This is a genomic window from Bradyrhizobium sp. SPXBL-04 (assembly GCF_051853035.1).
In the GTDB taxonomy this organism is placed as follows: domain Bacteria; phylum Pseudomonadota; class Alphaproteobacteria; order Rhizobiales; family Xanthobacteraceae; genus Bradyrhizobium; species Bradyrhizobium zhanjiangense.
On the sequence record NZ_CP182472.1, the window covers coordinates 5,153,511 to 5,176,571 of the forward strand.

The following is a 23,061-nucleotide window of genomic DNA, read 5'->3' on the forward strand; positions in this document are numbered from 1 at the left end:
GCTAAAGCTTGATACCCGCCCGCGCCGCGGCCTGCGCCACATATTTCTGCGTCTGCTCGAACGCCCCCGTCAGCGCCTTGGCCTTCGACATGTCGCTGATCTCGGCAAAATGGGCGGCGACCGCGTCCGGCGTCCATTCGGACTCCGGCAGGTTGATGCCCTCGCTCTCCAGGATCTTGATCACGGCGAAGGAGCCGGCGCCGGCGCCCATGATGGTGCGGGTGGGCGCGTCCTCGCTGAGCATGTACTCGACCGCGGGCGTGATCGCGTTGGGCTTCATCAGTTGCAGCGCCTGCGGCGGCAGCAGCTCTTCGGTCATGCGGGTCGCCGCCGTCGGCGAGATGATGTTGACGCGAATGTCGTTCTTGCGGCCTTCCTCGGCCAGCACGTTCATCAGGCCGACCATGCCTGATTTCGCCGCGCCGTAATTGGCCTGGCCGAAATTGCCGTAGAGGCCGGAGGACGACGTCGTCAGCACGATGCGGCCGTAATTGCGGTCGCGCATGCCGGCCCAGGCCGCCTTGCAGCAATAGAAGGTGCCGACGAGATGCACGTCGAGCACCTTCTGGAAATCGGCCGCTTCCATCTTGCCAAACGATTTGTCGCGCAAGATGCCGGCATTGGCGCACAAGAGATCGACGCTGCCCCACTCCTTGGTGGCGCGCTCGACCATGGCGGTGACCTGCTCGAAATTCGAGACGTCGGCGCCGCCGGCCATCGCGGTGCCGCCGGCTTTGCGGATCTCCTCGACCACGGCTTCGGCCGGCGACAGCGAGCCGCCGGTGCCGTCACGCGCGCCCCCGAAATCGTTGACCACGACCTTGGCGCCGCGGCTGGCCAATCCTAACGCATGCGCGCGACCCAGACCATTGCCCGCGCCGGTGACGATGGCGACGCGTCCGTCGAACCTGATTGCCATGAGTAAGGGTCTCTATTCTTCTTCCCTTCTCCCCTTGTGGGAGAAGGTGGCGCGAAGCGCCGGATGAGGGTCTCTCTCTACAGATGCGCTCGCGGAGAGAGACCCCTCACCCGCCTCGCGTTCCGCGAGGCACCCTCTCCCACAAGGGGAGAGGGTGAAACCCCGCTCTGGGTTTCCTTTTTGAGCAGCGATGAGTTGCCGGGTCAAGCCCGGCCGGGATCGCCCGGGCTTACTCGAAATAGATCAACCCGAGCCATTCCGCGACCAGCGCGGGCTTATCCTCACCCTCGATCTCCACCGTGACGTTGGTGCGGGACTGCAATTCGTTCGGCTTGCGCAGCTTGGCTTCCGCCAGCACGAAGCGGCCGCGGACGCGCTTGCCGGAGCGCACCGGCGAGATGAAGCGCAGCTTGTCGAAGCCGTAGTTGACGCCCATCGTGGTGCCCGCGATCACCGGCATCACCTCATAAGACATGATCGACATCAGCGACATCGTGAGAAAACCGTGCGCGATGGTGGTGCCGAACGCGGTTTCCTTCCTCGCCCTTTCAGGGTCGACATGGATGAACTGGTGATCCTCGATCACGTCGGCATAGGTGTCGATGCGGGGCTGATCGATCAGGTGCCACGACGACACGCCGATCTCCTTGCCGACCATGGACTGATAGGCGTCGAGCGTAATCGGCGGCTTCTTCCAGACTTCGTTCACTTAGGTCTCACTCCGTGTTTTCGCCAGCTCCGGAAAATCCTCCTCGCGGAATTCCCGGCCGCGCAGCGGATCGGTGCGATCGTCGTCGCGCTCCAGCCTGCGTAGCTGCACGCGGCGGATTTTTCCAGAGATCGTCTTCGGCAGCTCGGTGACGACTTCGAGGCGGCGGATGCGCTTGAACGGGGCAAGGCGCGTATGCAGGTGCCTGAAGATCGACAGCGCGGTCACGGGCGAGCGCTCCGCGCCCGACGTCAGCAGCACGAAAGCCTTGGGGATCGCGAGCCGGATCGGATCCGGGCTCGGCACCACGGCCGCCTCGGCGACGAGCTCGTGCTCCAGCAGCACGCTCTCCAGCTCGAACGGGCTGATGCGGTAATCGGAGGATTTGAACACGTCGTCGGAGCGGCCGACGAAGGTGAGATAGCCATCCTCGTCCGCGAACACGACGTCGCCGCTGCGGTAGAGCTCGCCTTCCGTACCGGAGAGCTTGCCGTCGTCACTCTGATAACCCTGCATCAGTCCGGCGGGACGGTTCACGCCGAGCACCAGGGTCACCTCGCCTTCCTTCGCCGGATTGCCGTCGGCATCGCTGATCTGCACGCGATAGCCCGGCAACGGCCGCCCCATCGAGCCGATCTTGATTGGCTGGCCCGGCGAATTGCCGGCGAGTGCAGTCGTCTCGGTCTGGCCGTAGCCGTCGCGGATGGTCAGGCCCCAGGCCGCCCGCACCTGGTCGATCACCTCAGGATTGAGCGGCTCGCCGGCGCCGCAGACCTCGCGCAGCGACACCTTGAACGAGGCGAGATTCTCCTGGATGAACAGCCGCCACACCGTCGGCGGCGCGCATAGCGTGGTGACGCCACAGCGGCCGATGGTAGCGAGCAGGCCTTTTGCGTCGAAGCGCGGCTGGTTGACCACGAACACGGTGGCGCCCGCATTCCACGGCGCGAAAAAACAGCTCCAGGCGTGCTTGGCCCAACCGGGCGACGAGATGTTGAGATGGACGTCGCCGGGCTTCAGCCCGATCCAGTACATGGTCGAGAGATGGCCGACCGGATAACTGCGCTGGCTGTGCCGCACCAGTTTTGGTTTCGCGGTCGTGCCCGAGGTGAAATAGAGCAGCATCGGGTCGTCGGCCTTGGTCGGACCATCGGGCGCAAAACTCTCCGAAGCGGTTGCCGCCTCGTCATAGGCCAGCCAGCCATCGGACGTCGTGCCGACCACGATGCGGACGATACTCTCGGTACCGAGGCTGGCGAATTTCGCGACCTGGTCCTCGGCAGCCACCACCGCCTTCGCCTTGCCGCGATCGAGCCGATCGCGCAGTTCTTCTGCGGTGAGCAGCGTGGTCGCGGGAATCACGACGACGCCGAGCTTCATCGCCGCCAGCATCGTCTCCCATAACGGAACCACATTGCCGAGCAGCAGCAGGAGATGATCGCCGCGCTTCAAGCCCTGCGCGCGGAGGAAGTTGGCGACCTGGTTCGAGCGCTTCGAGAGAGTCGCGAAAGAGAGCTTGGTCTGCCGGTCCTGCGCGGCATCGACGATCCAGAGCGCAGGCCTGTCTCTGCTCTCCGCATTCGTCGCGAGGTCGGCGTCGAACCAGTCGAGCGCCCAGTTGAAGGGAACCGGATCGGGCCAGCGGAAGCCCTTGACCGCAGCCTCGTAGTCCGTGCGGTGCTTGAGCAGAAACGCGCGCGCTTCCTGAAATGTCGTCATGATCCGGGCCCGTCGAATTGACCTTCGACTGTAGCCCGGATGGAGCGAAGCGCAATCCGGGGACGGTCGCGCCAATTGAAAGAGCTGTCCCGGATTGCGCTTCGCTCCATCCGGGCTACGAGCAAAGCTTCGCTACTTTCCAGCGAGGCTGCGAACGTGCTTGATAATTCCGGAAAAATCCACCCCGCCGTGCCCGGCTGCGTCGAAAGACTGATAGATCTCCTGCGCATGCTTGCCGAGCGGCGTCGCCGCGCCCGCAGCCTTCGCGGCGTCCTGCGCCAGCGTCAGGTCCTTCACCATCAGCGCCGAGGCAAAGCCCGGCTTGTAATCGTTGTTGGCCGGCGAGGTCGGCACCGGGCCCGGCACCGGGCAATAGGTCGTCAGCGACCAGCACTGGCCCGACGAGGTCGAGGCGACGTCGAACAACGCCTGATGCGAGAGCCCGAGCTTCTCCGCCAATGCAAACGCCTCGCTCACCGCGATCATGGAGATGCCGAGGATCATGTTGTTGCAGATCTTTGCGGCCTGCCCTGCGCCGGCGCCGCCGCAATGCACGATCTTCTTGCCCATCTTCTCCAGCACGGGCTTTGCCGCCGCGAACGCGCTCTCCTCGCCGCCGCACATGAAGGTGAGCGTCGCGCCCTTGGCGCCACCCGTGCCGCCCGAGACCGGCGCGTCGACCGAGAGCACGCCGTGCTTGGCGGCCAACGCATGCGCCTGCCGCGCGCTCTCGACGTCGATGGTGGAGCTGTCGATGATCAGCGCCCCCTTGGCCATGGCAGGAACGACCTCGTTCCAGACGGACAGCACATGCTTGCCGGCCGGCAGCATGGTGACGACGACGTCCGCGCCCTTCACTGCGCCCGCCGCACTCTCTGCGATGCTGGCGCCGTCGGCCTTGGCTTGCGCGCGCGAAGCCTCGACGAGGTCGAAGGCGACGACCTTGTGGCCAGCCTTGACCAGATTGGCGGCCATCGGGCCGCCCATATTGCCGAGACCGATGAATGCGATCGTGGCCATTGTCGTTTCCTCCGCTTCAATCGTTGTTAATTGAACTTCAGCTCGTCGGCGCCGATTTCGGCGAAATATGGCGCCAGCATCTGCGGCGTCACATCCTCGATCCGTGGCGGCGACCACGACGGATTGCGATCCTTGTCGATCACGGCCGCGCGCACGCCCTCGCGGAAATCGTCGCTGCGGAAGACCTCCAGCGCGGCGCGATATTCGCGCACCAGGCACTCTTCAAGGCTCGATGATTTGCGCGCGAGCCGCAGCAGGTTCAGCGTCACCACCATGCCGCGCGGCGATTTCTCGTTGAGCGTCTTCAGTGTCGTCAGAGCGAATTCGGAGCCGTCGCGCTTGAGCGCTGTGAAGATGTCTTCCATGCGGTCGAAGCCAAACAATGCGTCGATAGTCGGCTCCTTTGCGGCGACCGGGCCTGCGGTTTCACCGGTCGAAAAACCGTTGATGAGCTTGCTGACGTCGGCGGCGGTCGCGCCCGAGTGCAGCTTCGTCAGGGCTTCGCGCAGCTCCGGCAGCCTCCCGCCCGGCACGACCCAGTCGGCGAACTTCGCATGGATCGCATCCGGCCCGTTCATGATCTGGCCGGTCAGCCCGAAATAGGTGCCGATCTCGCCCGGCGAATGCGACAACAAAAAGGTGCCGCCAACATCCGGGAAGAAGCCGAGCCCAACCTCGGGCATCGCCAGCTTGGTGCGATCGGTGACGACACGGTGGCTGGCATGGGCTGACAAACCGACGCCGCCACCCATCACGATGCCGTCCATGAACGCCACATACGGCTTCGGAAACGTCTTGATCCGGGCGTTGAGGATGTATTCCTCGCGCCACAGGATCTTGCCGAGGTCGCCATTGACTTTGGAGCTTTCCCAGAGCGTGCGAATGTCGCCGCCGGCGCACAGGCCACGCTCGCCGGCACCTTCCAGCAGGATCACGGTGATGCCCGGATCGGCCTCGAAGCGGTCGAGCGCCTTGTCGATGTCGCGAAACATCTCCAGCGTCACGGCGTTGAGCGCCTTCGGACGGTTGAGGCGGATCACGCCGGCTGCGCCCTCGACGCGGGCGATCAGGTCGCCCTCTTCCACCACGCTCATCTCGCGCCCTCGATCAATTTGCGCGCCACGATGAGCCGCATGATTTCGTTGGTGCCTTCGAGGATCTGGTGCACGCGCAAATCGCGCACGATCTTCTCGATGCCGTATTCGCTGAGATAGCCGTAGCCGCCGTGAAGCTGCAGCGCATGGTTGGCGACCTCGAAGCCGACATCGGTGCCGAACCGCTTGGCCATGGCACACAGCGTGGTGGCATCAGGGTCCTTGCGGTCGAGCGCTGCCGCAGCGCGCCACAAAAACGTGCGTGCGGCCTCGAGCTCGATCGCCATGTCGGCGAGACGGAATTGCAGCGCCTGGAATTCGTCGAGGCGCTTTCCAAACGCCTTGCGCTCCTTCATGTAGGCGCACGCCTTGTCGAGCGCTATTTGCGCGCCACCGAGCGAGCACGCGGTGATGTTGAGGCGGCCGCCATCGAGGCCGGCCATCGCGATCTTGAAGCCGGCGCCCTCTTCGCTGAGGCGGTTGGCAACCGGCACGCGGGCGTTCTCGAACATCACGGCCCGGGTCGGCTGCGCGTTCCAGCCCATCTTGCGCTCATTGGCACCGAACGAGACGCCCGGCGTCTTGCCGTCGATGACGAGGGTCGAGATGCCGCCGGGACCATCGCCACCGGTCCGGACCATCGCGACCAGGATGTCGGTGCCGCCGGCGCCCGAGATGAACTGCTTCTGGCCGTTGAGAACGTAATGATCGCCATCGCGCACCGCGCGGGTGCGCAGCGCTGCTGCATCGGAGCCGGCGCCCGGCTCCGTCAGGCAGTAGCTCGCGATTAGCTCCATGGTGCAGAGCTTTGGCAGCCATGTGTGGCGCTGGGTATCGCTGCCGAAAGCATCGATCATCCAGGACGCCATGTTGTGGATGGAGATGAAGGCCGAAGTGGTCGGGCAGCCGGTCGCCAGTGCCTCGAAGATCAGCGCCGCATCAAACCGCGTCATGGCGGAGCCGCCGACGTCGTCGCGGATGTAGATGCCGCCCATGCCGAGCATGGCGGCCTCGCGCATCACGTCGACCGGGAAATGCTTCTCCTCGTCCCAGCGTAACGCGTGCGGCGCGATCTTTTCCGCTGCAAACGCCAAAGCCATGTCGCGAATTGCGACCTGATCCTCGTTCAGAGCGAACTGCATGCTGCCGCCTAACCTTTCACTCCATCGTCATTGCGAGCGCAGCGGAGCAATCCAGCATCCCTCGGCAGAGACAGTCTGGATTGCTTCGTCGCACCAGCGCAAAATTGCTTCGCAATTTTGTCGCGGGCTCCTCGCAATGACGACTGGGCTACAGCCCTACTTCATCAGCGGGATCGAGAACTCCGCACCTTCCTTGACGCCGGACGGCCAGCGCGAGGTCACCGTCTTGGTCTTGGTGTAGAAGCGAACCGAATCCGGACCGTGCTGATTGAGATCGCCGAAGCCCGACTTCTTCCAGCCGCCGAAGGTGTAATAGGCGATCGGCACCGGGATCGGCACGTTGATGCCGACCATGCCGACGTTCACCTTGGCCGCGAAGTCGCGTGCGGCGTCGCCATCGCGGGTGAAGATCGCGACGCCGTTGCCGTAATCATGATCCGACGGCAGCGCCAGCGCTTCCTTGTAGTCGTGCGCACGCACGACCGATAGCACCGGGCCAAAGATCTCTTCCTTGTAGATCCGCATGTCCTTGGTGACATTGTCGAATAGCGAACCGCCGAGATAGAAGCCGTTCTCGTAGCCCTGCATCTTGAAGCCGCGGCCGTCGACGGCGAGCGTGGCGCCTTCCTTGATGCCGATGTCGATGTAGCTCTTGACCTTCTCGACTGCTTCGCGCGTCACCAGCGGGCCGTAATCCGCGGAAGGATCGATCGAGGTGCCGATCTTGAGCGACTCGACACGCGGGATCAGCTTTTCCATCAGACGGTCGGCGGCGGTCTTGCCGACGGGAACGGCGACGGAAATAGCCATGCAGCGCTCGCCGGCGGAGCCGTAGCCGGCGCCGATCAGCGCATCGACCGTCTGATCCATGTCGGCGTCGGGCATCACGATCGCGTGGTTCTTGGCGCCGCCGAAGCACTGGCAGCGCTTGCCGGTTTGCGCAGCGCGCTCGTAGATGTACTGCGCGATCGGCGTCGAGCCGACGAAGCCGATCGCCTTGATATCGGGATCGTCGAGGATCGCGTCGACCGCTTCCTTGTCGCCGTTGACGACGTTGAGGATGCCGGCCGGCAGGCCCGCCTCCATCATCAGCTCGGCGAGCTTCATCGGCACGCCGGGATCGCGCTCCGACGGCTTGAGGATGAAGGCATTGCCGCAGGCGATCGCAGGTGCAAACTTCCACATCGGAATCATCGCCGGGAAATTGAACGGCGTGATGCCGGCGACGACACCGAGCGGCTGGCGCATGGAATAGATGTCGATGCCGGGGCCGGCGCCCTCGGTGTATTCGCCCTTCATCAGGTGCGGAATACCGCAAGCGAACTCGGCAACTTCGAGGCCGCGCTGGATGTCGCCCTTGGCGTCAGGAACGGTCTTGCCATGCTCGCGCGCCAGCAGCTCGGCGAGCTTGTCGTAGTCGCGTTGCACCAGCTCCAGAAACTTCATCATGACGCGGGCGCGGCGCTGCGGATTGGTCGCAGCCCACTCCGGCTGCGCGGCGCGGGCGTTCTCGACAGCCGCGCGGACTTCCGCTTTTGACGCCAGCGCCACCTTGGCCTGGACGTCACCGGTCATCGGCTCGAAGACGTCGGCGGTGCGGCCCGAGGTGCCCTTGACCTCCTTGCCACCGATGAAATGTCCGATTGAACGCATGGAATGATCTCCTTCAGGCTCAGCTGATCGCTTTGACAAATCCTATTGACCTGCATTTTATAGGATTCAAGTCTGAGATAATGCACCATAGATGTGCGGAAATGCTGGATCAAGGCGCTATCGACTGGGACGACTTTCGCTTCGTGCTGGCCATCGTGCGGGGCGGCTCGGTCTCGGCTGCGGCAAAACAGCTCGGGGTCGACCATGCTACGGTGATTCGCCGCGTCGACCGGCTGGAGAAGCACCTCTCGGCCAAGCTGTTTGACCGGCGCAAGACCGGCTATCTCCTCACCGAAGCCGGCCAGCGCGTCGCCGACAGCGCGGAAGCCATGGAATCGACCATCGTCGCCAACCAGGAGCAAGTCGGGGGCTCGGTGGCACGGCTGACCGGCACGGTGCGGATCGGCGCACCCGACGGTTTCGGCACCGCCTTCCTGGCACCGCGCCTCGCCCCGTTTGCCGACCGCTACCCCGATCTCGACCTGCAACTTGTGGCCACCGCGCGGCTGTTCAGCCTCTCCAAGCGCGAGGCCGACATCGCCATCAGCCTGACCATGCCCAAGGAAGGCCGCATCGTCGGCCGCAAGCTGCTCGACTACCGCCTCGGGCTCTATGCTGCGCCCGGCTATCTCGACCGATTCCCAGAGATCGCCTCTCGGCAGGACCTGCCGCAGCACCGCTTCGTCGGTTACATCGAGGAATTGCTGTTCACGCCGGAGCTCGACTATCTGCCTCAGGTGTCGCCGAAGATTTCTGCACGTTTCCGCAGTGCCAATCTGATCGCGCAGCTCAATGCCACGCTCTCGGGGTTCGGCATCGCGGTGCTGCCGCACTTCATGGCGACCGACTATCCGCAGCTCGTTCCGGTGCTGCCGGAGGAGATCTCGATCACGCGCACGTTCTGGATGCTGATGCACGCCGACAGCAAAGACCTCGCGCGGATCAGGGCCGTGGCGGATTACATCAGCGAGATCGTGGAGCGCGAGCGGGCGTTGTTTGCGGGACGGTGAGTTGATGATTTCGTACGGTGGGCAAAGCGACGAGACGCGCGAATGCGCGGCTCGTGGCGTGCCCACCACTTCAGCTGCAATCGTGGAGAGATGGTGGGCACGGCGCAAATGCGCCTTTGCCCACCCTACGGCACCTCGCCTAGTTCTGCTTCACCTTCTTGACCGCAACCTTCGGCTTGCGCTTCGCGCCGTCGAGCGCGCTGTCTCGACCCGCCTTCAGCACCTCGTCCGACAGCTCGCTTGACCCCGCGATGCGCGCCAGCAGCATGGTGCCGGCCATCGTGGCGAGCGTCGCGATCGCCTGTTTTCGTGCGGCCTTGCGTGGCATGTTCGGGATATAGTTGGTCATCATCTCGATCATCTCGTCGAGCTTGCCGGCGAAGGCCTTGCGCGTCTTCGCGCTCTCGCGGGCGATCTCGGCGCCGAGCGAGGGGATCGAGCAGCCATGACCGGGATTGTCGCGATGCAGCGCGGAGAGATAGCTCTCCGCAATCAGCGCCAACCGCTTTTCAGGAGCTGCCTCGCCGGTGAGCTTGCGCCAATGCTCCATCGAGCGATCCATGGCGTAGGCAAAGGCCTCGATCACCAGCGCCTCGCGGGAATCGAAATGCGCGTAGAAGCCGCCATGGGTCAGGCCCGCCTCCTTCATGAGGTCGGCGACGCCGATGCCGTGGGCGCCCTTTTCGCGCAGCCGCACGGAGGCCTTCTTCACGATGCGGTCGTGGGTTTCCTGCTTGTGTTCCCGGGAATAGCGCATGCGCATCTCATTGAATGTCGGAGATCATCTCATAACACGCAAATGCCGCGAACGGCGCATTAATTCGCAGTTAGATTGTTGCCGATCATAGAAAAGGTTGCAGTTGCATGCACCGCCAGCGCGCCCTTCCCGTCGCGAACGAAGCCTTCGGTATAGCTGGTCTGGCGCCCCAGCTTGATCACCTTGCCTTCGGCCGAGATCAGCCCCGAACGGACCGAGAGCGGACGCAGGAAGGTCAGCTTCAAATCGAGGGTCACGGAGCCCTGCCCGGCCTCCAACCGGGTCGAGATCGCGCACCCCATGGCCGTATCCAACAACCCCGCGGCGGTCGCGCCGTGCAGGAGGCCGATGGTATTTTCGAGGTCTTCACGCGGCTCTAGTTCCATGACGATCCGGCCCGGCTCGACCACGGCCATCGTGAAGCCGATCAGTTTTGCGAAGGGCGGCGGCGGCAGGCGGCCGTCGCGAATGCCCAGCATGGCGTCCATGCCCGACAGGCCCATCACCACTTTCGCAACCGGTGCAGGCGCCTGCCAATCCACCACGCGCTCGCGCCGCTGGTCGGGCGAAAAAAGGTCAAGTTGATCGGCTTGGGTCATGACGGCCTCGTTATATGACATATATCATGCTATGCTACGGACTTCCCGCTGGCAACTCCGTTCCCCGCCCGCTTGACAAGCCGGGCGTTTCGGCCCGGAAGTGGCTTCGACCCGGCGCCTTGCGCCTGCCACGAACCGTTCGGGATGCATGATGGAAATGCTCAATCACCACTGCGGCGTGACGCGTGACGCGCGCGGCGTCGTTCACGTCGCGATCTGCAACGCCGGCCCACTCAACATTCTCGGCTCGCCCGTGACCGATGCCGTGCGCGAAGGCTTGCAGCGGCTTGCCACCGACCGCAACATCCGCGTCGTAGTGCTGCGCGGCCAGAGCGAGAAGAGCATGATCGGCGGCGCCGACATCAAGGAGATGGCCAAGCTCGACCAGAAGTCGGCCGAAGCCTTCATCAGCCGCCTGCGCGATCTCTGTGAGGCCGTGCGCGCCTTCCCGGCTCCGGTGATCGCGCGCATGCCCGGCTGGTGCCTCGGCGGCGGGCTCGAGGTCGCCGCCGCCTGCGACTTCCGCATCGCCGCGCATGATGCGCATTTCGGCATGCCGGAGGTGCGCGTCGGCATCCCCTCGGTGATCCATGCCGCGCTGCTGCCGCGCCTGATTGGCTGGGCCCGCGCGCGCTGGCTGGTGATGACGGCGGAGAACATCGACGCAGCCACCGCGCTGGCCTGGGGCCTGGTCGATAAAGTCGCGCCGGAAGGCGGGCTGGATGCCGAGATCGAGCACGTCGTGAAGGCGTTGCTCGAATGCGGCCCCGAGGCGCTGAGGTCGCAGAAGGCGCTGCTGCGGCAATGGGAGGAGTTGCCACTGACGGAGTCGGTGAATTTGAGCGTGAAGGTGTTCGGCGAGTCGTTCCTGACGGACGAGCCGACGCGGCTCATGCAGGCGTTCGTGAACAGGAAGCGGTGAGGCGTGGTTCTGTAGTGAAGAGGCTCCCTCCAAGCCAAAGGTGTCATGCCCCGGCTTGACCGGGGCATCCAGTACGCCGCGGCGCCAGTTGCAAGAGCGAGTTCGCCAACACGGGCCTCTGGAATACTGGATTGGTCGCTTTCGCGGGTAATGACAGCGGAGTGCGGGGCGGTCACCGCCTAGAACCGCAACTCCGTCACAACCACATCCTGCCTCACAATCGAACGACCAAATCTCATCCGAACCACGACATTTTCTCATCCCTGGCGCGGGTTGCATTTTTTGCGCCGCATCATATGATGATCATAATCTTACTTTCAGCGCAGGGAGTTTATCATGGCCGAAGCCGCCGATCCCGTCGTCATCGTCTCCGCCGTTCGCACCCCGCTCGGCCGCTTCATGGGCGAACTGTCGCCGCTCCCCGCCCATAAGCTCGGATCGCACGTGATCGGCGCGGCGCTGGAGCGCGCAAAACTTGCGCCCGAGAAGGTCGACGAGGTCTTCATGGGCTGCGTGCTGCCGGCCGGTCAGGGCCAGGCACCGGCACGCCAGGCCGCACGCGCGGCCGGACTGCCCGATGCCACTGGCGCCACCACCGTGAACAAGGTCTGCGGCTCCGGCATGAAAGCGACCATGCTGGCGCAAGACATCATCCGCGCCGGGTCGGCCGACATCGTCGTTTCCGGCGGCATGGAGAGCATGAGCAACGCGCCGTATCTTTTGGCCAAGGCGCGCGGCGGCTACCGCGCCGGCCATGACCGCATCATCGACCATATGATGATGGACGGGCTGGAGGACGCTTACGAGACCGGCCGCTCCATGGGTGATTTCGGCGAGGCCACCGCGGAAGCCTACCAGTTCACCCGCAAGGACCAGGACGCCTACGCGATGGAGACACTCAGCCGCGCGCGCAAGGCCGTCGAGGGTGGCGCGTTCAAAGCCGAGATCGCGCCGATCACGCTCACCGAGAAAGCGGGTCCCCGCATCATCGCCAATGACGAGCATCCGCTGAAGGTCGATCCCGCAAAAATCCCCGGCTTGAAGCCGGCATTCCGCGCCAACGGCACGATAACGCCGGCCGCCTCCTCCGCCAATGCCGACGGCGCTGCCGCGCTGGTGCTGACCAAGCGCTCGCTCGCCGATCGGAGCGGCCTGCCGGTTCTGGCCGAGATCAAGGGCCACGCCACCCACAGCCAGGAGCCGCAATGGTTCACCACGGCGCCGATCCCGGCGATCCGCAAGCTGCTCGACAAGGTCGGCTGGAGCGCCAGCGATGTCGATCTGTTCGAGATCAATGAGGCTTTCGCCGTGGTGGCGATGGCGGCGCAGCGCGATCTCGGCATTCCCCGCGACAAGCTCAACATCAACGGCGGCGCTTGCGCGCTCGGCCATCCCATCGGCGCGACCGGCGCGCGGCTGATCGTGACGTTGCTGCATGCGCTGGAGGCGCAGAACCTCAAGCGCGGCGTCGCGGCGCTCTGCATCGGCGGCGGCGAAGCCACGGCGATTGCCGTGGAGCGGCTGGCGCATTGACGCGAGAAAGTCCGAAAACGAGGGAACTCCGTCATTTGCGACAGACGCGTCCCGTGCCATCCTGCAAGCTGACGCAGGTCTCTTGCGACCTGCCCATCAACGTTGAGGCCCAATGATCTCGAACTGGCTCGCGGCAGCACTTTCCCGCCGCAACATCCACTACGGCTGGGTGATGGTCGGCGTGACCTTCCTCGCCGCGCTGATCAGCGCCGGCACGGTCGGTGCGCCCGGCGTGTTCATCGTTCCCTTGCAACAGGAGTTCGGCTGGAGCACGGCGGAGATTTCCTCCGCGCTATCGATCCGCTTCATCCTGTTCGGGCTGATGGCCCCGTTCGCGGCCGCTCTGCTCAACCGCTACGGCCTGCGCAACGTCACGCTCGCCGCACAGCTGATCGTCGTGTCGGCGCTCGTGCTCTCGCTCGGCATGACCGAGGTCTGGCAGCTCGTCGCCTTGTGGGGCGTGGTGATCGGGATCGGCACGGGCATGACTGCCTTGGTGCTGGGCGCAACCATTGCCACGCGCTGGTTCGCCGCAAGACGCGGCCTCGTCGTCGGCATCATGACGGCGAGCGTCGCCACCGGCCAGCTCGTGTTCCTGCCGCTGCTCGCAAGCCTCACCGAGCGCTTCGGCTGGCGTCTCGCGCTCGGCTTCGTCTGCATCATGCTCGGCGTCTCGGCCCTGGCAGTCCTGCTCGCGATGCGCGACCGGCCGGGCGATGTCGGCCTGCGCCCGTTCGGCGATGAAGGCACCGCGCCCCTGCCCGCTCCGCCCGTGAGTCAGGGCTCGATTACAGGCGTTGCGCTCGGCACGCTGCGCGACGCCTCGAAGTCGACTGCGTTCTGGATCCTGTTTGCGACCTTCTTCGTCTGCGGTGCCTCGACCAATGGTCTCGTCCAGGTGCACCTGATCCCGATGTGCCTCGATTTCGGCATCCCACAAGTGCAGGCGGCGAGCCTGTTAGCTGCGATGGGCATCTTCGATTTCTTCGGCACGATCATGTCGGGCTGGCTGTCGGACCGCTACGACAACCGCTGGCTCTTGTTCTGGTACTACGGCCTGCGCGGGCTCTCGCTGATCTTCCTGCCCTTCAGCGATTTCTCGTTCTACGGCCTGTCGGTGTTCGCGATGTTTTACGGACTCGACTGGATCGCCACGGTGCCGCCGACCGTGCGCCTCACAGCTCAAAAATTCGGACCCGAGCGCGCCAATCTGGTGTTCGGCTGGATCTTTGCCGGCCATCAGCTCGGTGCCGGTACTGCCGCCTTCGGTGCCGGTTTTTCGCGACGGTCTATCAGAGCTATTTGCCCGCCTTCTTCATCGCCGGCGCGCTGTGCGTGTTCGCTTCGCTGATCGTGCTGGCGCTGTCGCGGCAACCCAAGCCGAAGCCGCAAGCGGCGATGGCCTAGTACCTGATCGTGGTGGTGACGCCGAACACCGCGGCGTCACCGATCCGGGAGATGCCGGTCGGATCGTTCGGGTTCGGGACGCCGCCAGAGGGGCGGAACACGTACTGAAAGTAAGGCGCGATCAGCCAGCCCGGCTTGACGTGCGCCTCGTAGATCATCTCGATCAGGATCTCGTTGCTGCGCACCGGACTCTGGATGCCCGTGAAGGCCTGCGTGTCGAGATCGAGATTGCGGGCGGTGTTCGAAATCCGCATGTAGGCCATCGCCACGCCGAATCGGTCGAGGGGACGGTCAGGCGTGAAGCCGACGAAGCCGATGCCGCCGTCCATATACAGGTCGATCAGATTGCGGTCCGGCGGGCTGTAGGCGATACGGCCGAACGCCGTGACGCCAGGGAGCGAGGCTGAGGTGCTGTTGTCCGTCACCTCGGGCGGACGATAAAGCACCTGCTCGATCACCGCGAAGATTCCGTAGTTGCCGCGAAGTTTTGCAGCAATGCCGCTGCCGCCGGGATCGGCGATCGACAGGCCCTCCGCCGTGAAGCGCTGGCTGTCGAACGGGCCATAGTGCTTCCACGCGCCTGGCGTGAAATTGCCGGCGAGCGGTCGGCCGCCGACATCGATGTCGTAGGTGAAGCGGACCTGCCCGATCACCCAGGGCGGATCGTTGACACGAAACGCGAGGCCATGGTTGTCGCGCAATTGCGGATCGGCATCGCCCGGCCCCGAGGGATCGCCGTTGAACACCGCGGCGTAGGCCGTGATCTTGTCCGTCAGCGCCGCCTTGATACGAATGCCGGGCACCGCGATCGGTGGCGCCGGGCCGCCGGCCGGAAGGTTGGATGCCTTGATCGCCGGCCAGCCGAAGGTGCCGTTGATGAAGAGGTCGTCGGTCTGGCTGTCGAAGAACTCGACGTCCGCGGCCTGCTGGCCGGCCCTGATGTTCAGGCGATCATTGAAGAAGCTTTGCTCGAAATACGCATTGTAGAGCCGCTGGTCTGGCAGCGCCTCGATCTCGCTGATGGTGGCGAGGTTCATTACGTAGTTGCGCGACAGCCCGCGGCCGTAGATCACCAAGGCATTGGCGTAGAAGCGGCCGCCAGTCCAGCCGACCAGCTTGTCGAGATCGGCATCGACCGACAGATCGAGGCGGCCGAAATGGATGGCGCCGCGCTTCACGCCGCCGGAGACGTTGGCGATATTGTCGGCGATATAGGTGGCGCCGAAATTCAGGCCCTTGTTGGCGAGGCCGTCATGCCATTCGTTGAACCATTTTGGAAACAGCCACTCGGCCGCGCTCTCGTCCTTGGCGCCGGCGAGCGCATTTGTGCTTATCGCCGTGCAGGCCAGCATAATGGCGGCCGCGCCTCGCAACACAGAGCTATGGGCAGTCACGATCACGGCTGATTCCGGCTGGCGGAGTTACTTGAATATGCCCGTCCGCCGCATGAAGAGATAGGCCGCACCAACTGAAGAAGCCATCAAAACGGCCGCCCAGAGGAATCCGGTCTCGACCTCGGTGAGCGGCAGGCCCTTGGTGTTCATGCCGAAGATGCCGGTGATCAGCGTCGGCGGCAGCAGCAGCGAGGTCACGATGGAGAGCGTGTGGAGGTGGCAGTTGCTCTCCTCCTCGTTCTTGAAGCGCAGCTCCTCTTCGAACAGGCGGCTGCGCTCGCGCAGCTCGACGATGTCGTGATCGAGCCCGTCCAGCCGCTGCGCCAGCTTGCCGGCGTGGATGCGCAAGGCTGGCGAGAGGTGGTCGGTGTTCTTCTGGTCGAGGCGGTGGAACAGCACGCGAAGGCCCGTGAGCTGACGATGCAGCCGCACGCAGGTCCGGCGCAGCCGGCCGAGATTGCGGCGCATCTCCGGCTTGCTATCGTCGGCGAGGATCCGCTCCTCGATGTCGTCGATCTCCTGCCCGAGCTTGTCGGCCATCCTGTCAAGCGTGTCGGCGACCTCATCGACGATCTTTTCGAGGAGATGGGCGACGTTGTCGACCCGGTAGCCGCCTTCGAGCACGCGGCGCGTCGCGTCCGCCGAGCACAGCGCCTGATGGCGTCCGCTGACCAGGAGATGCTCGGTCATGGCGAAGCGCAGGAACGCGTTCTCTTCCGTCGCGCTGTCGATCTCGCGCACGAGGTCGGAGAACACGCCGTAGACGCAGTGATCGATGACGTGAAGCTGCTGGAACGTGTCGTTCGACAGCAGCAGCTCGCGCGCGAGCGGCGGCAATTGCGAGACCGCAATCCAGGGCCTCACGCGCGCATCCGTCAGGTTGAAATGCAGCCAGAGCCGGCCGTCATGGCTGAACTCGATCGGCTGGTCGATCGGCAGCGCCTCAGTGCTGCCGTCGCTGTGCAGACGGAAGGCCCACACCAAGCCGGCAATGGCGGGTTCGGCATTCGTTATCGCGCTGACTAGCTTTGCCGGCTCAGCCATGGCCAATCTCAACCGTCAACAATGCCCCGTATCCGGAAGATGGCTGACGGCATCTTCCGGACCCCACAGCTACTCAATTACGGCTTTGTTACAGTTTGATGATGCAGAGCGATGGCCGCCCTACTCCGCCGCCAGCCGCGACGGCGACGCCAAGGACCACGAGTTCTCGGGCACCTCGATGCGCGAACACTGGACATGCGACTACGAGGACACCAAGCGCACGCCGAAGCGCCGCGACTGGATCAGGATGCCGGACGAAGGCATGGGTCTCGTGGTGCACGACGTGCACCGGGAGACGGAGAGCGCGTGAGGCACCTTCCGGAGCGCTCAAACAAAAAGTGCGAAAACAACCCCATGCACAGTAGCCCACGGCAGCCGGATCAATGACTTAGCCCAGTGCGCCTGTAACGCCGTTTGACACGTCGGGCAAAACAAGGCTATTATGCGATTATTCCGAATTAAAGTCACTTCGCTTCCTTGTTCAATTCGATCGCGACCTCCGACATCCAGGAGCCCGGTGCTTCCATCAGAAAGGATTGATGATTGCTCCTGGTCTGGATCGTCACCAGCGCAGCCACCGTGTTTCCCTCAATTCGCGCCTCGATCAGGCCGTCCTTGTTCGTGCCATAGACCTTGCCGCCCTGTCGGTATTCGCTCTCGAACCAGTTGTCGGCGCATCAATCAACCTGCAGAATGGTCTCCGACAATAGAGCGGCAGCCTTTTGAAGCGGCGGTATGAACCGGTCCAGTTCGACGAAGCTCACGCGCGCCACCGGCACAGAGACACCCAAGCAAGCTATCAATTCTCGATCCGGTGACAGAATGGGGACGGCACACCCCACAACTCCCTTCACATACTCTTCATTGGTTTTGGCCCAGCCCCGTTGCCGCGTGTCCTCCAGGACCTTCATCAGCCCGTGGACGTCGACGATCGTCGTTTCCGTGAATTTGGTCAGAGGTAGTGCGCGGCACAACTTCGCCCGGGTCCGCTCGGGCAGTCTGCTCATGTAGATTTTTCCGGTCGACGTGCAGTGTAACGGCGCCGCCTCTCCCGGATTGAACTGAAGGCCTTGCGGCTCCGAAACGCGAACGCTGTCGACATAGGCAACGACATTGTCGCGTACGACGCCGATCTCGCACTGTTCGCCGATTTCTCCCGCAACCGCCCGAAGCACCGCATGCCGCCGCGCAGTGCGGAAGGCCGCTCCGATGACAGTGGCGGACAGTGTGACGAGGTGGTTTCCCACAACGTAACGCTTGGTCCCCAACGCCTTCTGTAGCAGTCCGCGGTCCTCGAGATTTCCGATCAACCTGTGTGCCGTTGGAAGGGGCAGCGAGAGAGCCTTTGCGATCTCTGCCGCTGAGACGGCTTTGCGTTGGTCGGCAACGTGCCGAACGATCGCGAAGGCACGATCCAATGGCCCGTCCTTCTCAATGCGCGTCGTCATTTTCCCTCCGGCCAAATCGGCAGCAAAATCAAGGTCTACGCCACTTATTATCACTTTTCGGAATAAAATATATTGAAAATCGACAAATTCCTTTCTCGAGATCCTGAAAGCTCATATTCTTGGCGTTGCCGGTGATTGACCAGAAATTGTGCAACGCAGTCTCACCGTTCCGAAAATCTCGCTCCGCCGCTTGGCCGAGGGCCAAGTCCCGACGGCGCGCCCAACAGGAGATGCGTATGTCTCGTCACTACGACGTGGACGCCGTGAGGAAGGAATTCCCCGCTGTCGAACGGATGGTCTATCTGGACTCCGGGTTTCAAACGCCGCTTGCGCGCCCGGTAAAGGCCGCGATCGAGCTCTTCCTTCGCGAGGGCTTCGAGACGGCCGGCCCGAAAAGCGTCTGGCTCGACCGGGTGGAGCAGACCCGCGCCAAGGTCGCTCGCTTTCTCGGCGTGGCCGCGGATGAAATCGCCTTCACGAAAAATACGTCGGAAAGCATGAACATCGCGGCAAACGCACTGCCTCTCCGGGCCGGCGACAATGTCCTGATGATCCACGGCGATCATCCAAACAACGCCTACGCGTTCCTCCATCTGCAACGGAAGGGCGTCGAGGTCCGATTCATCCCAATGACCGATATCGTCGATGCCGACAGCTTTGCTCCTTTCATCGACGAAAACACGCGCGCGATTTCGATGTCACATGTCACGTTCCACGCTGGTCACCGCTTTGACATCGAGAGCGTCGGCGCGATGTGCGCCAGGAAGAAACTCTACTTCGTCGTGGACGTGATGCAGTCGATCGGCGTCGTGCCTGTCAACGCGAAGGCGATTGGCGCGAGCTTCGTCGGCTCCGGAAGCCACAAGGGATTGCTGGTTCCGCAAGGGCTCGGGCTTCTTTATTGGGACAAGGCGCTCAAAGAGCTGGAGCCGGCCTATCTGGCTGCCGCGAGCCTCGCCGAGATCCCTGATGATCTCATCGCGCGCCCGGACAAGATGGCGCCCTCGCCCACCGCTAGGCGATTCGAGCTGGGCAACTTCAATCTGCCCGCGGTCCATGCACTGGGTGCTTCCCTCGACATGATCGAGCAGATCGGGGGGCAGAACATCCAGAACCACTGTTTTGATCTCGGCGATCACCTCATCGCGCGCCTGGACGAGCTGGACATCCGCCTCGTTGGCCCGCGCGAGCGAAAGCATCGCGCTCCGCACATCTACGTCATCGCCCTGCCCCCATCGGACTGGCTCGGCCATTTCGAGAAGAACGATGTGCGCGTATCGCCCGAACGAGATGGCATTCGCGTCTCGCTCGGCATGTTCAACACCGCCAACGACATCGATCGCCTGATCGATGTCATCCGTCGGCGAGGGCTCGGACGCCCTTCCGCCGCAGCTTGAATTCGACAAACGAGGGAAAGGCAAAGACCATGAAGAAGCTTGTTCAGGTGCTCGGACTTCTCCCAGGACTCCTGGTTTCAGGACTCCTGGTTTCAGGACTCCTGGCCGTCAGCCCAAGCCCCTCCGCAGCAGCCGACAGTCCGACGCTTGATAAGATCAAATCCAGCGGCGCAATCACGATCGGCTACCGTGAGGCTTCGATACCGTTCTCGTACCTCGGGCCCGATCAGAAGCCCGTCGGCTTCTCGCTCGATCTCTGCGCGGCGATCGTCGATCGCATCAAGGAGGAGCTGAAGTTGCCCAACCTCAAGGTCAACTACACGCCGGTGAACTCCTCGAACCGGATTCCGCTGATCCAGAGCGGGACGGTCGACATCGAATGCGGCGGCACTGCGAACGACAAGAAGCGGCAGGAACAGGTCTCGTTTTCCGTCGCGACGTTCGTCAGCCAGCCGCGATGGCTCGTCAAGGCCGCCAGTGGCGTGAAGACCGCCGGCGACCTGAAAGGCAAGACGATTGTCGTCACGCAAGGCTCCAACGCGGTAGGTTTCGCGCAGAGCGTCAACGCCAAGGAGCAACTCGGCCTCAACATCGTCCAGGCCAAGGACCACGCGGAATCCTTCCTGATGCTGAACACCGGCCGTGCGGCCGCTTTCATGGAAGACGATATCCTTCTCGCCGGGCTCAAGGCTGCGGCGCCGAATCCGGATGCGCTCTTGTTCCTCCCCGAGGGTTACGCAAAGATCTATTATGGACTGATGTTCGCGAAGGGTGATGCCGGCTTCAAGCGCCTCGTCGACGACGTTCTTTCTAAACAAATGGCGTCCGGCCAATTCGACAAGACCTACGCGAAATGGTTCACCAAGCCGATCCCGCCCAAGGGTGAGAACCTCGCATTCCCGCTCACGGACGAATTGATGGCGCGGATCGCGCATCCCAGCGATGCCGTTGACTGATTGACGGAGCTGACCGTCTCGCAAGGAATTCCTCGTTCGCACCTGCAACCTGAGGGCTCGCGATGTTCGGAGTGCTTTTTGAACAGACGGCGGACGGCCAGCGCTATATCGACTGGCTTGTGTCGGGTCTCGGTTGGACGCTGGCTCTGGCTTTCTTCGGCTGGTGGATCGCCTTCGGCATCGGTGTGGTCGTCGGCGTTGGCCGTACAGTCCAGAATCGCTTCTTTTCGATCCTGGCCCGTCTCTATGTCGAGATATTCAGAAACATCCCCGTCCTGGTGCAGATGTTCCTCTGGTACTTCGTCTTCCCGGAGGTCGTGCCCACCGCGCTGGGCGATGCCATCAAGCAGATTCCGCCGCCCTGGGCGTCGTTCTTCCCGGCACTCCTTTGCCTTGGGCTCTACACGGCTTCCCGAATAGCCGAGCAGGTCCGGGCGGGTATCGAAGCACTCCCAAAGGGACAGATCGAGGCGGCCAATGCTCTCGGCCTCAGTGGTTACCTCACCTATCGATATGTCGTCGTGCCGCAGGCCTTGCGCCTCATCGTGCCGAGCCTCACCAGCGAGGTGATGGGCATATACAAGAACACCTCGGTCGCACTCACGATCGGCTTGATGGAGCTCACCGCCCAGGCGCGCCAGATCAGCGAGGCCACGTTCCAGACGTTCTCGGCATTTGGCGCGGCGACGATCATCTACCTCTGTCTGGCGCTCGTTGCGTATCAGGCCATGACGTTCATCGACAAAGCAGTCCGCATTCCGGGGAGCGCTCCCGTCAAGCTCACTGCTGGCCAGGATCTGGCCGCCGATATGCAGCAAAGCGGCGCTCTGCCCGGCGCCATGGAGGTCGTGAAATGAACACCCTCGATTTCTCGATTCTAGCGCAATCCTGGCCCTATCTCTGGTCCGGCCTGCTCTTCTCACTTGCGCTCACGGCCGCCGCATTCGCCATCGGCATGGTTCTCGGGACCTGCCTTGCGCTCGTACAGCATTTCGAGATTCCGCTGTTCGCCCAGATCATCCGCGGCTACGTTGCGGTCATCCGGTCGATCCCGCTGATCCTCGTTCTGTTTTGGTTTTTCTTCCTGGTGCCAATCGTGCTTGGGCATCTCAGCGGCAACGGCCGCCCGATCCCGATCGGCGCCACCTATACGGCCTTTATCACCTTCGGCTTGTTTGAGGCGGCCTACTACTCCGAGATCATCCGTGTCGGGCTGCGGGCAGTGAACAAGGGCCAGTTCGAGGCCTGCCAGGCACTCGCGTTGTCCACTTATGATACCTACCGCCATGTCGTCCTCCCGCAGGTCCTGCGCGTGGCCAGTCCGATCATCCTGAGCCAGACCATCATCCTGTTTCAGGACACTTCTCTGGTTTACGTGCTTTCGCTGACGGATCTTCTGGGCGCAGCTTCCAAGCTTGCGCAGCTCAATGGCCGCCTCGTCGAAATGTACTTGGTCGTGGCAGTGGCCTACCTCGCCATAAGTTCTGCAGCTTCCCAGTGTGTCGCTGCCCTTCGCAAACGATACGCTCTCGCCACATCGCGATAACGCCTCGAATTTGGGAGACAACATGCCTCGAGAGAATTTGAGCGATGCCACGCAGCCCGGCGCAATTGTCGTCGTCGAGAATGTCGTGAAGCGGTTCGGCGCGTTCACTGCGCTGAACGACGTCAATCTCGAGGTCGGCAAGGGCGAGAAAATCGTTCTGTGCGGCCCTTCCGGCTCCGGCAAGTCGACGCTGATCCGGTGCATCAACCATATCGAGAAGCACGACGAAGGCCGGATCATCGTCGACGGCGTCGAGTTGAGCAACCGCATCGCCGACATCAACAGTGTGCGCTGTGAAGTCGGCATGGTGTTTCAGAGCTTCAACCTCTTCCCGCATCTCACGGTGGCCGAGAACTGCATGCTGGCTCCGATGAAGGTTCGCGGCCTGTCGCAAGCAGAAGCGCGCGATCGCGCACTCGGCTTGCTGCGGAAAGTCCGTATTCAGGATCAGGCGGACAAGTATCCCGCACAATTGTCGGGTGGTCAGCAGCAACGCGTCGCGATCGCGCGGGCGCTGTGTATGCAGCCCAAGATCATGCTGTTCGACGAACCGACATCCGCTCTCGACCCTGAGATGGTCAAGGAAGTGCTGGACACCATGGTGGAGCTGGCGCGAGATGGCATGACGATGGTCTGCGTGACGCACGAGATGGGATTCGCCCGCGAAGTCGCCGACCGGGTGGTCTTCATGGATCGTGGAAGGATCGTTGAGGAGGCAAATCCGGAAACGTTCTTTCGGGCTCCGCGCACGGACCGGGCGAAGGGCTTCCTGAACCAGATCATCTACTAGGG

At 63.3% G+C, this 23,061-nt stretch carries 21 protein-coding genes and 1 pseudogene; 10 read left to right on the top strand and 12 right to left on the bottom strand.

The annotated features are described in order from the left end of the window. Nucleotide 1: 1 nt before the first annotated feature. The 7 genes from ACNJX8_RS24580 to ACNJX8_RS24610 form a co-directional block, all read right to left on the bottom strand. On the bottom strand, nt 2–919 hold the full coding sequence (locus ACNJX8_RS24580) for an SDR family NAD(P)-dependent oxidoreductase (RefSeq protein ID WP_439357074.1): 918 nt from the start codon (nt 917–919) through the stop codon (nt 2–4). 229 nt (nt 920–1,148) lie between these two features. Then, complete coding sequence (locus ACNJX8_RS24585) at nt 1,149–1,628, bottom strand: MaoC family dehydratase (protein WP_128934360.1); 480 nt, start codon at nt 1,626–1,628, stop codon at nt 1,149–1,151. Beyond that, complete coding sequence (locus ACNJX8_RS24590; protein WP_439357075.1) at nt 1,629–3,347, bottom strand: AMP-binding protein; 1,719 nt, start codon at nt 3,345–3,347, stop codon at nt 1,629–1,631. A 132-nt stretch (nt 3,348–3,479) separates the two neighbouring features. After that, nucleotides 3,480–4,367 (bottom strand): 3-hydroxyisobutyrate dehydrogenase, encoded by an 888-nt coding sequence (mmsB, locus tag ACNJX8_RS24595; RefSeq protein WP_128934362.1) that lies wholly within the window; start codon nt 4,365–4,367, stop codon nt 3,480–3,482. A gap of 26 nt (nt 4,368–4,393) precedes the next feature. Further along, nucleotides 4,394–5,461, bottom strand: a complete 1,068-nt coding sequence (locus tag ACNJX8_RS24600; protein WP_439357076.1) for an enoyl-CoA hydratase/isomerase family protein — start codon at nt 5,459–5,461, stop codon at nt 4,394–4,396. Beyond that, nucleotides 5,458–6,603 carry an isobutyryl-CoA dehydrogenase gene (locus ACNJX8_RS24605; RefSeq protein WP_439357077.1) on the bottom strand — a complete coding sequence of 382 codons (1,146 nt, stop codon included), beginning with the start codon at nt 6,601–6,603 and terminating at the stop codon, nt 5,458–5,460. The genes ACNJX8_RS24600 and ACNJX8_RS24605 overlap by 4 nt, the downstream gene beginning before the upstream one ends. A 156-nt stretch (nt 6,604–6,759) precedes the next feature. Continuing rightward, on the bottom strand, nt 6,760–8,256 hold the full coding sequence (locus ACNJX8_RS24610; RefSeq protein ID WP_128934365.1) for a CoA-acylating methylmalonate-semialdehyde dehydrogenase: 1,497 nt from the start codon (nt 8,254–8,256) through the stop codon (nt 6,760–6,762). Between the two features lie 101 nt (nt 8,257–8,357). Between ACNJX8_RS24610 and ACNJX8_RS24615 the strand changes: the two genes are divergently transcribed. Beyond that, entirely contained in the window at nt 8,358–9,266 is a 909-nt protein-coding gene (locus tag ACNJX8_RS24615) for a LysR family transcriptional regulator (RefSeq protein WP_128938634.1), read from the top strand. Nucleotides 9,267–9,405: 139 nt separating this feature from the next. Here ACNJX8_RS24615 and ACNJX8_RS24620 read toward each other — a convergent pair whose 3' ends face one another. Beyond that, nucleotides 9,406–10,023, bottom strand: coding sequence for a TetR/AcrR family transcriptional regulator (locus tag ACNJX8_RS24620; RefSeq protein WP_439357078.1), 618 nt, complete (start codon nt 10,021–10,023; stop codon nt 9,406–9,408). Nucleotides 10,024–10,082: 59 nt separating this feature from the next. Then, nucleotides 10,083–10,622 (bottom strand): PaaI family thioesterase, encoded by a 540-nt coding sequence (locus ACNJX8_RS24625; RefSeq protein ID WP_164939962.1) that lies wholly within the window; start codon nt 10,620–10,622, stop codon nt 10,083–10,085. Between the two features lie 151 nt (nt 10,623–10,773). Between ACNJX8_RS24625 and ACNJX8_RS24630 the strand changes: the two genes are divergently transcribed. From ACNJX8_RS24630 to ACNJX8_RS24640, 3 genes and pseudogenes are all read left to right on the top strand, one after another. Further along, nucleotides 10,774–11,544: an enoyl-CoA hydratase gene (locus tag ACNJX8_RS24630; RefSeq protein WP_439357079.1), complete on the top strand. Its 771-nt coding sequence runs from the start codon at nt 10,774–10,776 to the stop codon at nt 11,542–11,544. A gap of 336 nt (nt 11,545–11,880) precedes the next feature. Further along, nucleotides 11,881–13,077 (top strand): acetyl-CoA C-acyltransferase, encoded by a 1,197-nt coding sequence (locus ACNJX8_RS24635; protein WP_439357080.1) that lies wholly within the window; start codon nt 11,881–11,883, stop codon nt 13,075–13,077. 112 nt (nt 13,078–13,189) lie between these two features. Further along, a pseudogene (locus tag ACNJX8_RS24640) lies at nt 13,190–14,484 on the top strand (MFS transporter). On the opposite strand, the gene ACNJX8_RS24645 reads toward ACNJX8_RS24640, so the two are convergent. Together ACNJX8_RS24645 and ACNJX8_RS24650 are read right to left on the bottom strand one after the other, a co-directional pair. Beyond that, entirely contained in the window at nt 14,481–15,836 is a 1,356-nt protein-coding gene (locus ACNJX8_RS24645) for a carbohydrate porin (RefSeq protein ID WP_439361970.1), read from the bottom strand. The pseudogene ACNJX8_RS24640 and the gene ACNJX8_RS24645 overlap by 4 nt on opposite strands. Before the next feature lie 69 nt (nt 15,837–15,905). Further along, nucleotides 15,906–16,922: a transporter gene (locus ACNJX8_RS24650; protein ID WP_439357082.1), complete on the bottom strand. Its 1,017-nt coding sequence runs from the start codon at nt 16,920–16,922 to the stop codon at nt 15,906–15,908. 85 nt (nt 16,923–17,007) lie between these two features. Here ACNJX8_RS24650 and ACNJX8_RS24655 point away from each other — a divergent pair, with 85 nt between their 5' ends. After that, nucleotides 17,008–17,232 (top strand): DUF3734 domain-containing protein, encoded by a 225-nt coding sequence (locus ACNJX8_RS24655; protein WP_439357083.1) that lies wholly within the window; start codon nt 17,008–17,010, stop codon nt 17,230–17,232. Nucleotides 17,233–17,599: 367 nt separating this feature from the next. Here the strand turns inward: ACNJX8_RS24655 and ACNJX8_RS24660 are convergent, their stop codons facing one another. Then, nucleotides 17,600–18,370, bottom strand: coding sequence for an IclR family transcriptional regulator (locus ACNJX8_RS24660; protein ID WP_439357084.1), 771 nt, complete (start codon nt 18,368–18,370; stop codon nt 17,600–17,602). Nucleotides 18,371–18,606: 236 nt separating this feature from the next. On the opposite strand from ACNJX8_RS24660, the gene ACNJX8_RS24665 reads away from it, so the two are divergent. From ACNJX8_RS24665 to ACNJX8_RS24685, 5 genes are all read left to right on the top strand, one after another. Then, nucleotides 18,607–19,767, top strand: a complete 1,161-nt coding sequence (locus ACNJX8_RS24665) for an aminotransferase class V-fold PLP-dependent enzyme (protein ID WP_439361971.1) — start codon at nt 18,607–18,609, stop codon at nt 19,765–19,767. Nucleotides 19,768–19,796: 29 nt separating this feature from the next. After that, on the top strand, nt 19,797–20,723 hold the full coding sequence (locus ACNJX8_RS24670) for an amino acid ABC transporter substrate-binding protein (protein WP_439357085.1): 927 nt from the start codon (nt 19,797–19,799) through the stop codon (nt 20,721–20,723). A 62-nt stretch (nt 20,724–20,785) separates the two neighbouring features. After that, complete coding sequence (locus ACNJX8_RS24675) at nt 20,786–21,580, top strand: amino acid ABC transporter permease (RefSeq protein WP_128946447.1); 795 nt, start codon at nt 20,786–20,788, stop codon at nt 21,578–21,580. After that, nucleotides 21,577–22,269 (top strand): amino acid ABC transporter permease, encoded by a 693-nt coding sequence (locus ACNJX8_RS24680; RefSeq protein WP_128934377.1) that lies wholly within the window; start codon nt 21,577–21,579, stop codon nt 22,267–22,269. Before ACNJX8_RS24675 ends, ACNJX8_RS24680 begins: the two co-directional genes overlap by 4 nt. A 22-nt stretch (nt 22,270–22,291) precedes the next feature. Continuing rightward, entirely contained in the window at nt 22,292–23,059 is a 768-nt protein-coding gene (locus tag ACNJX8_RS24685) for an amino acid ABC transporter ATP-binding protein (RefSeq protein ID WP_439357086.1), read from the top strand. The last annotated feature ends 2 nt before the right edge of the window (nt 23,060–23,061 follow it).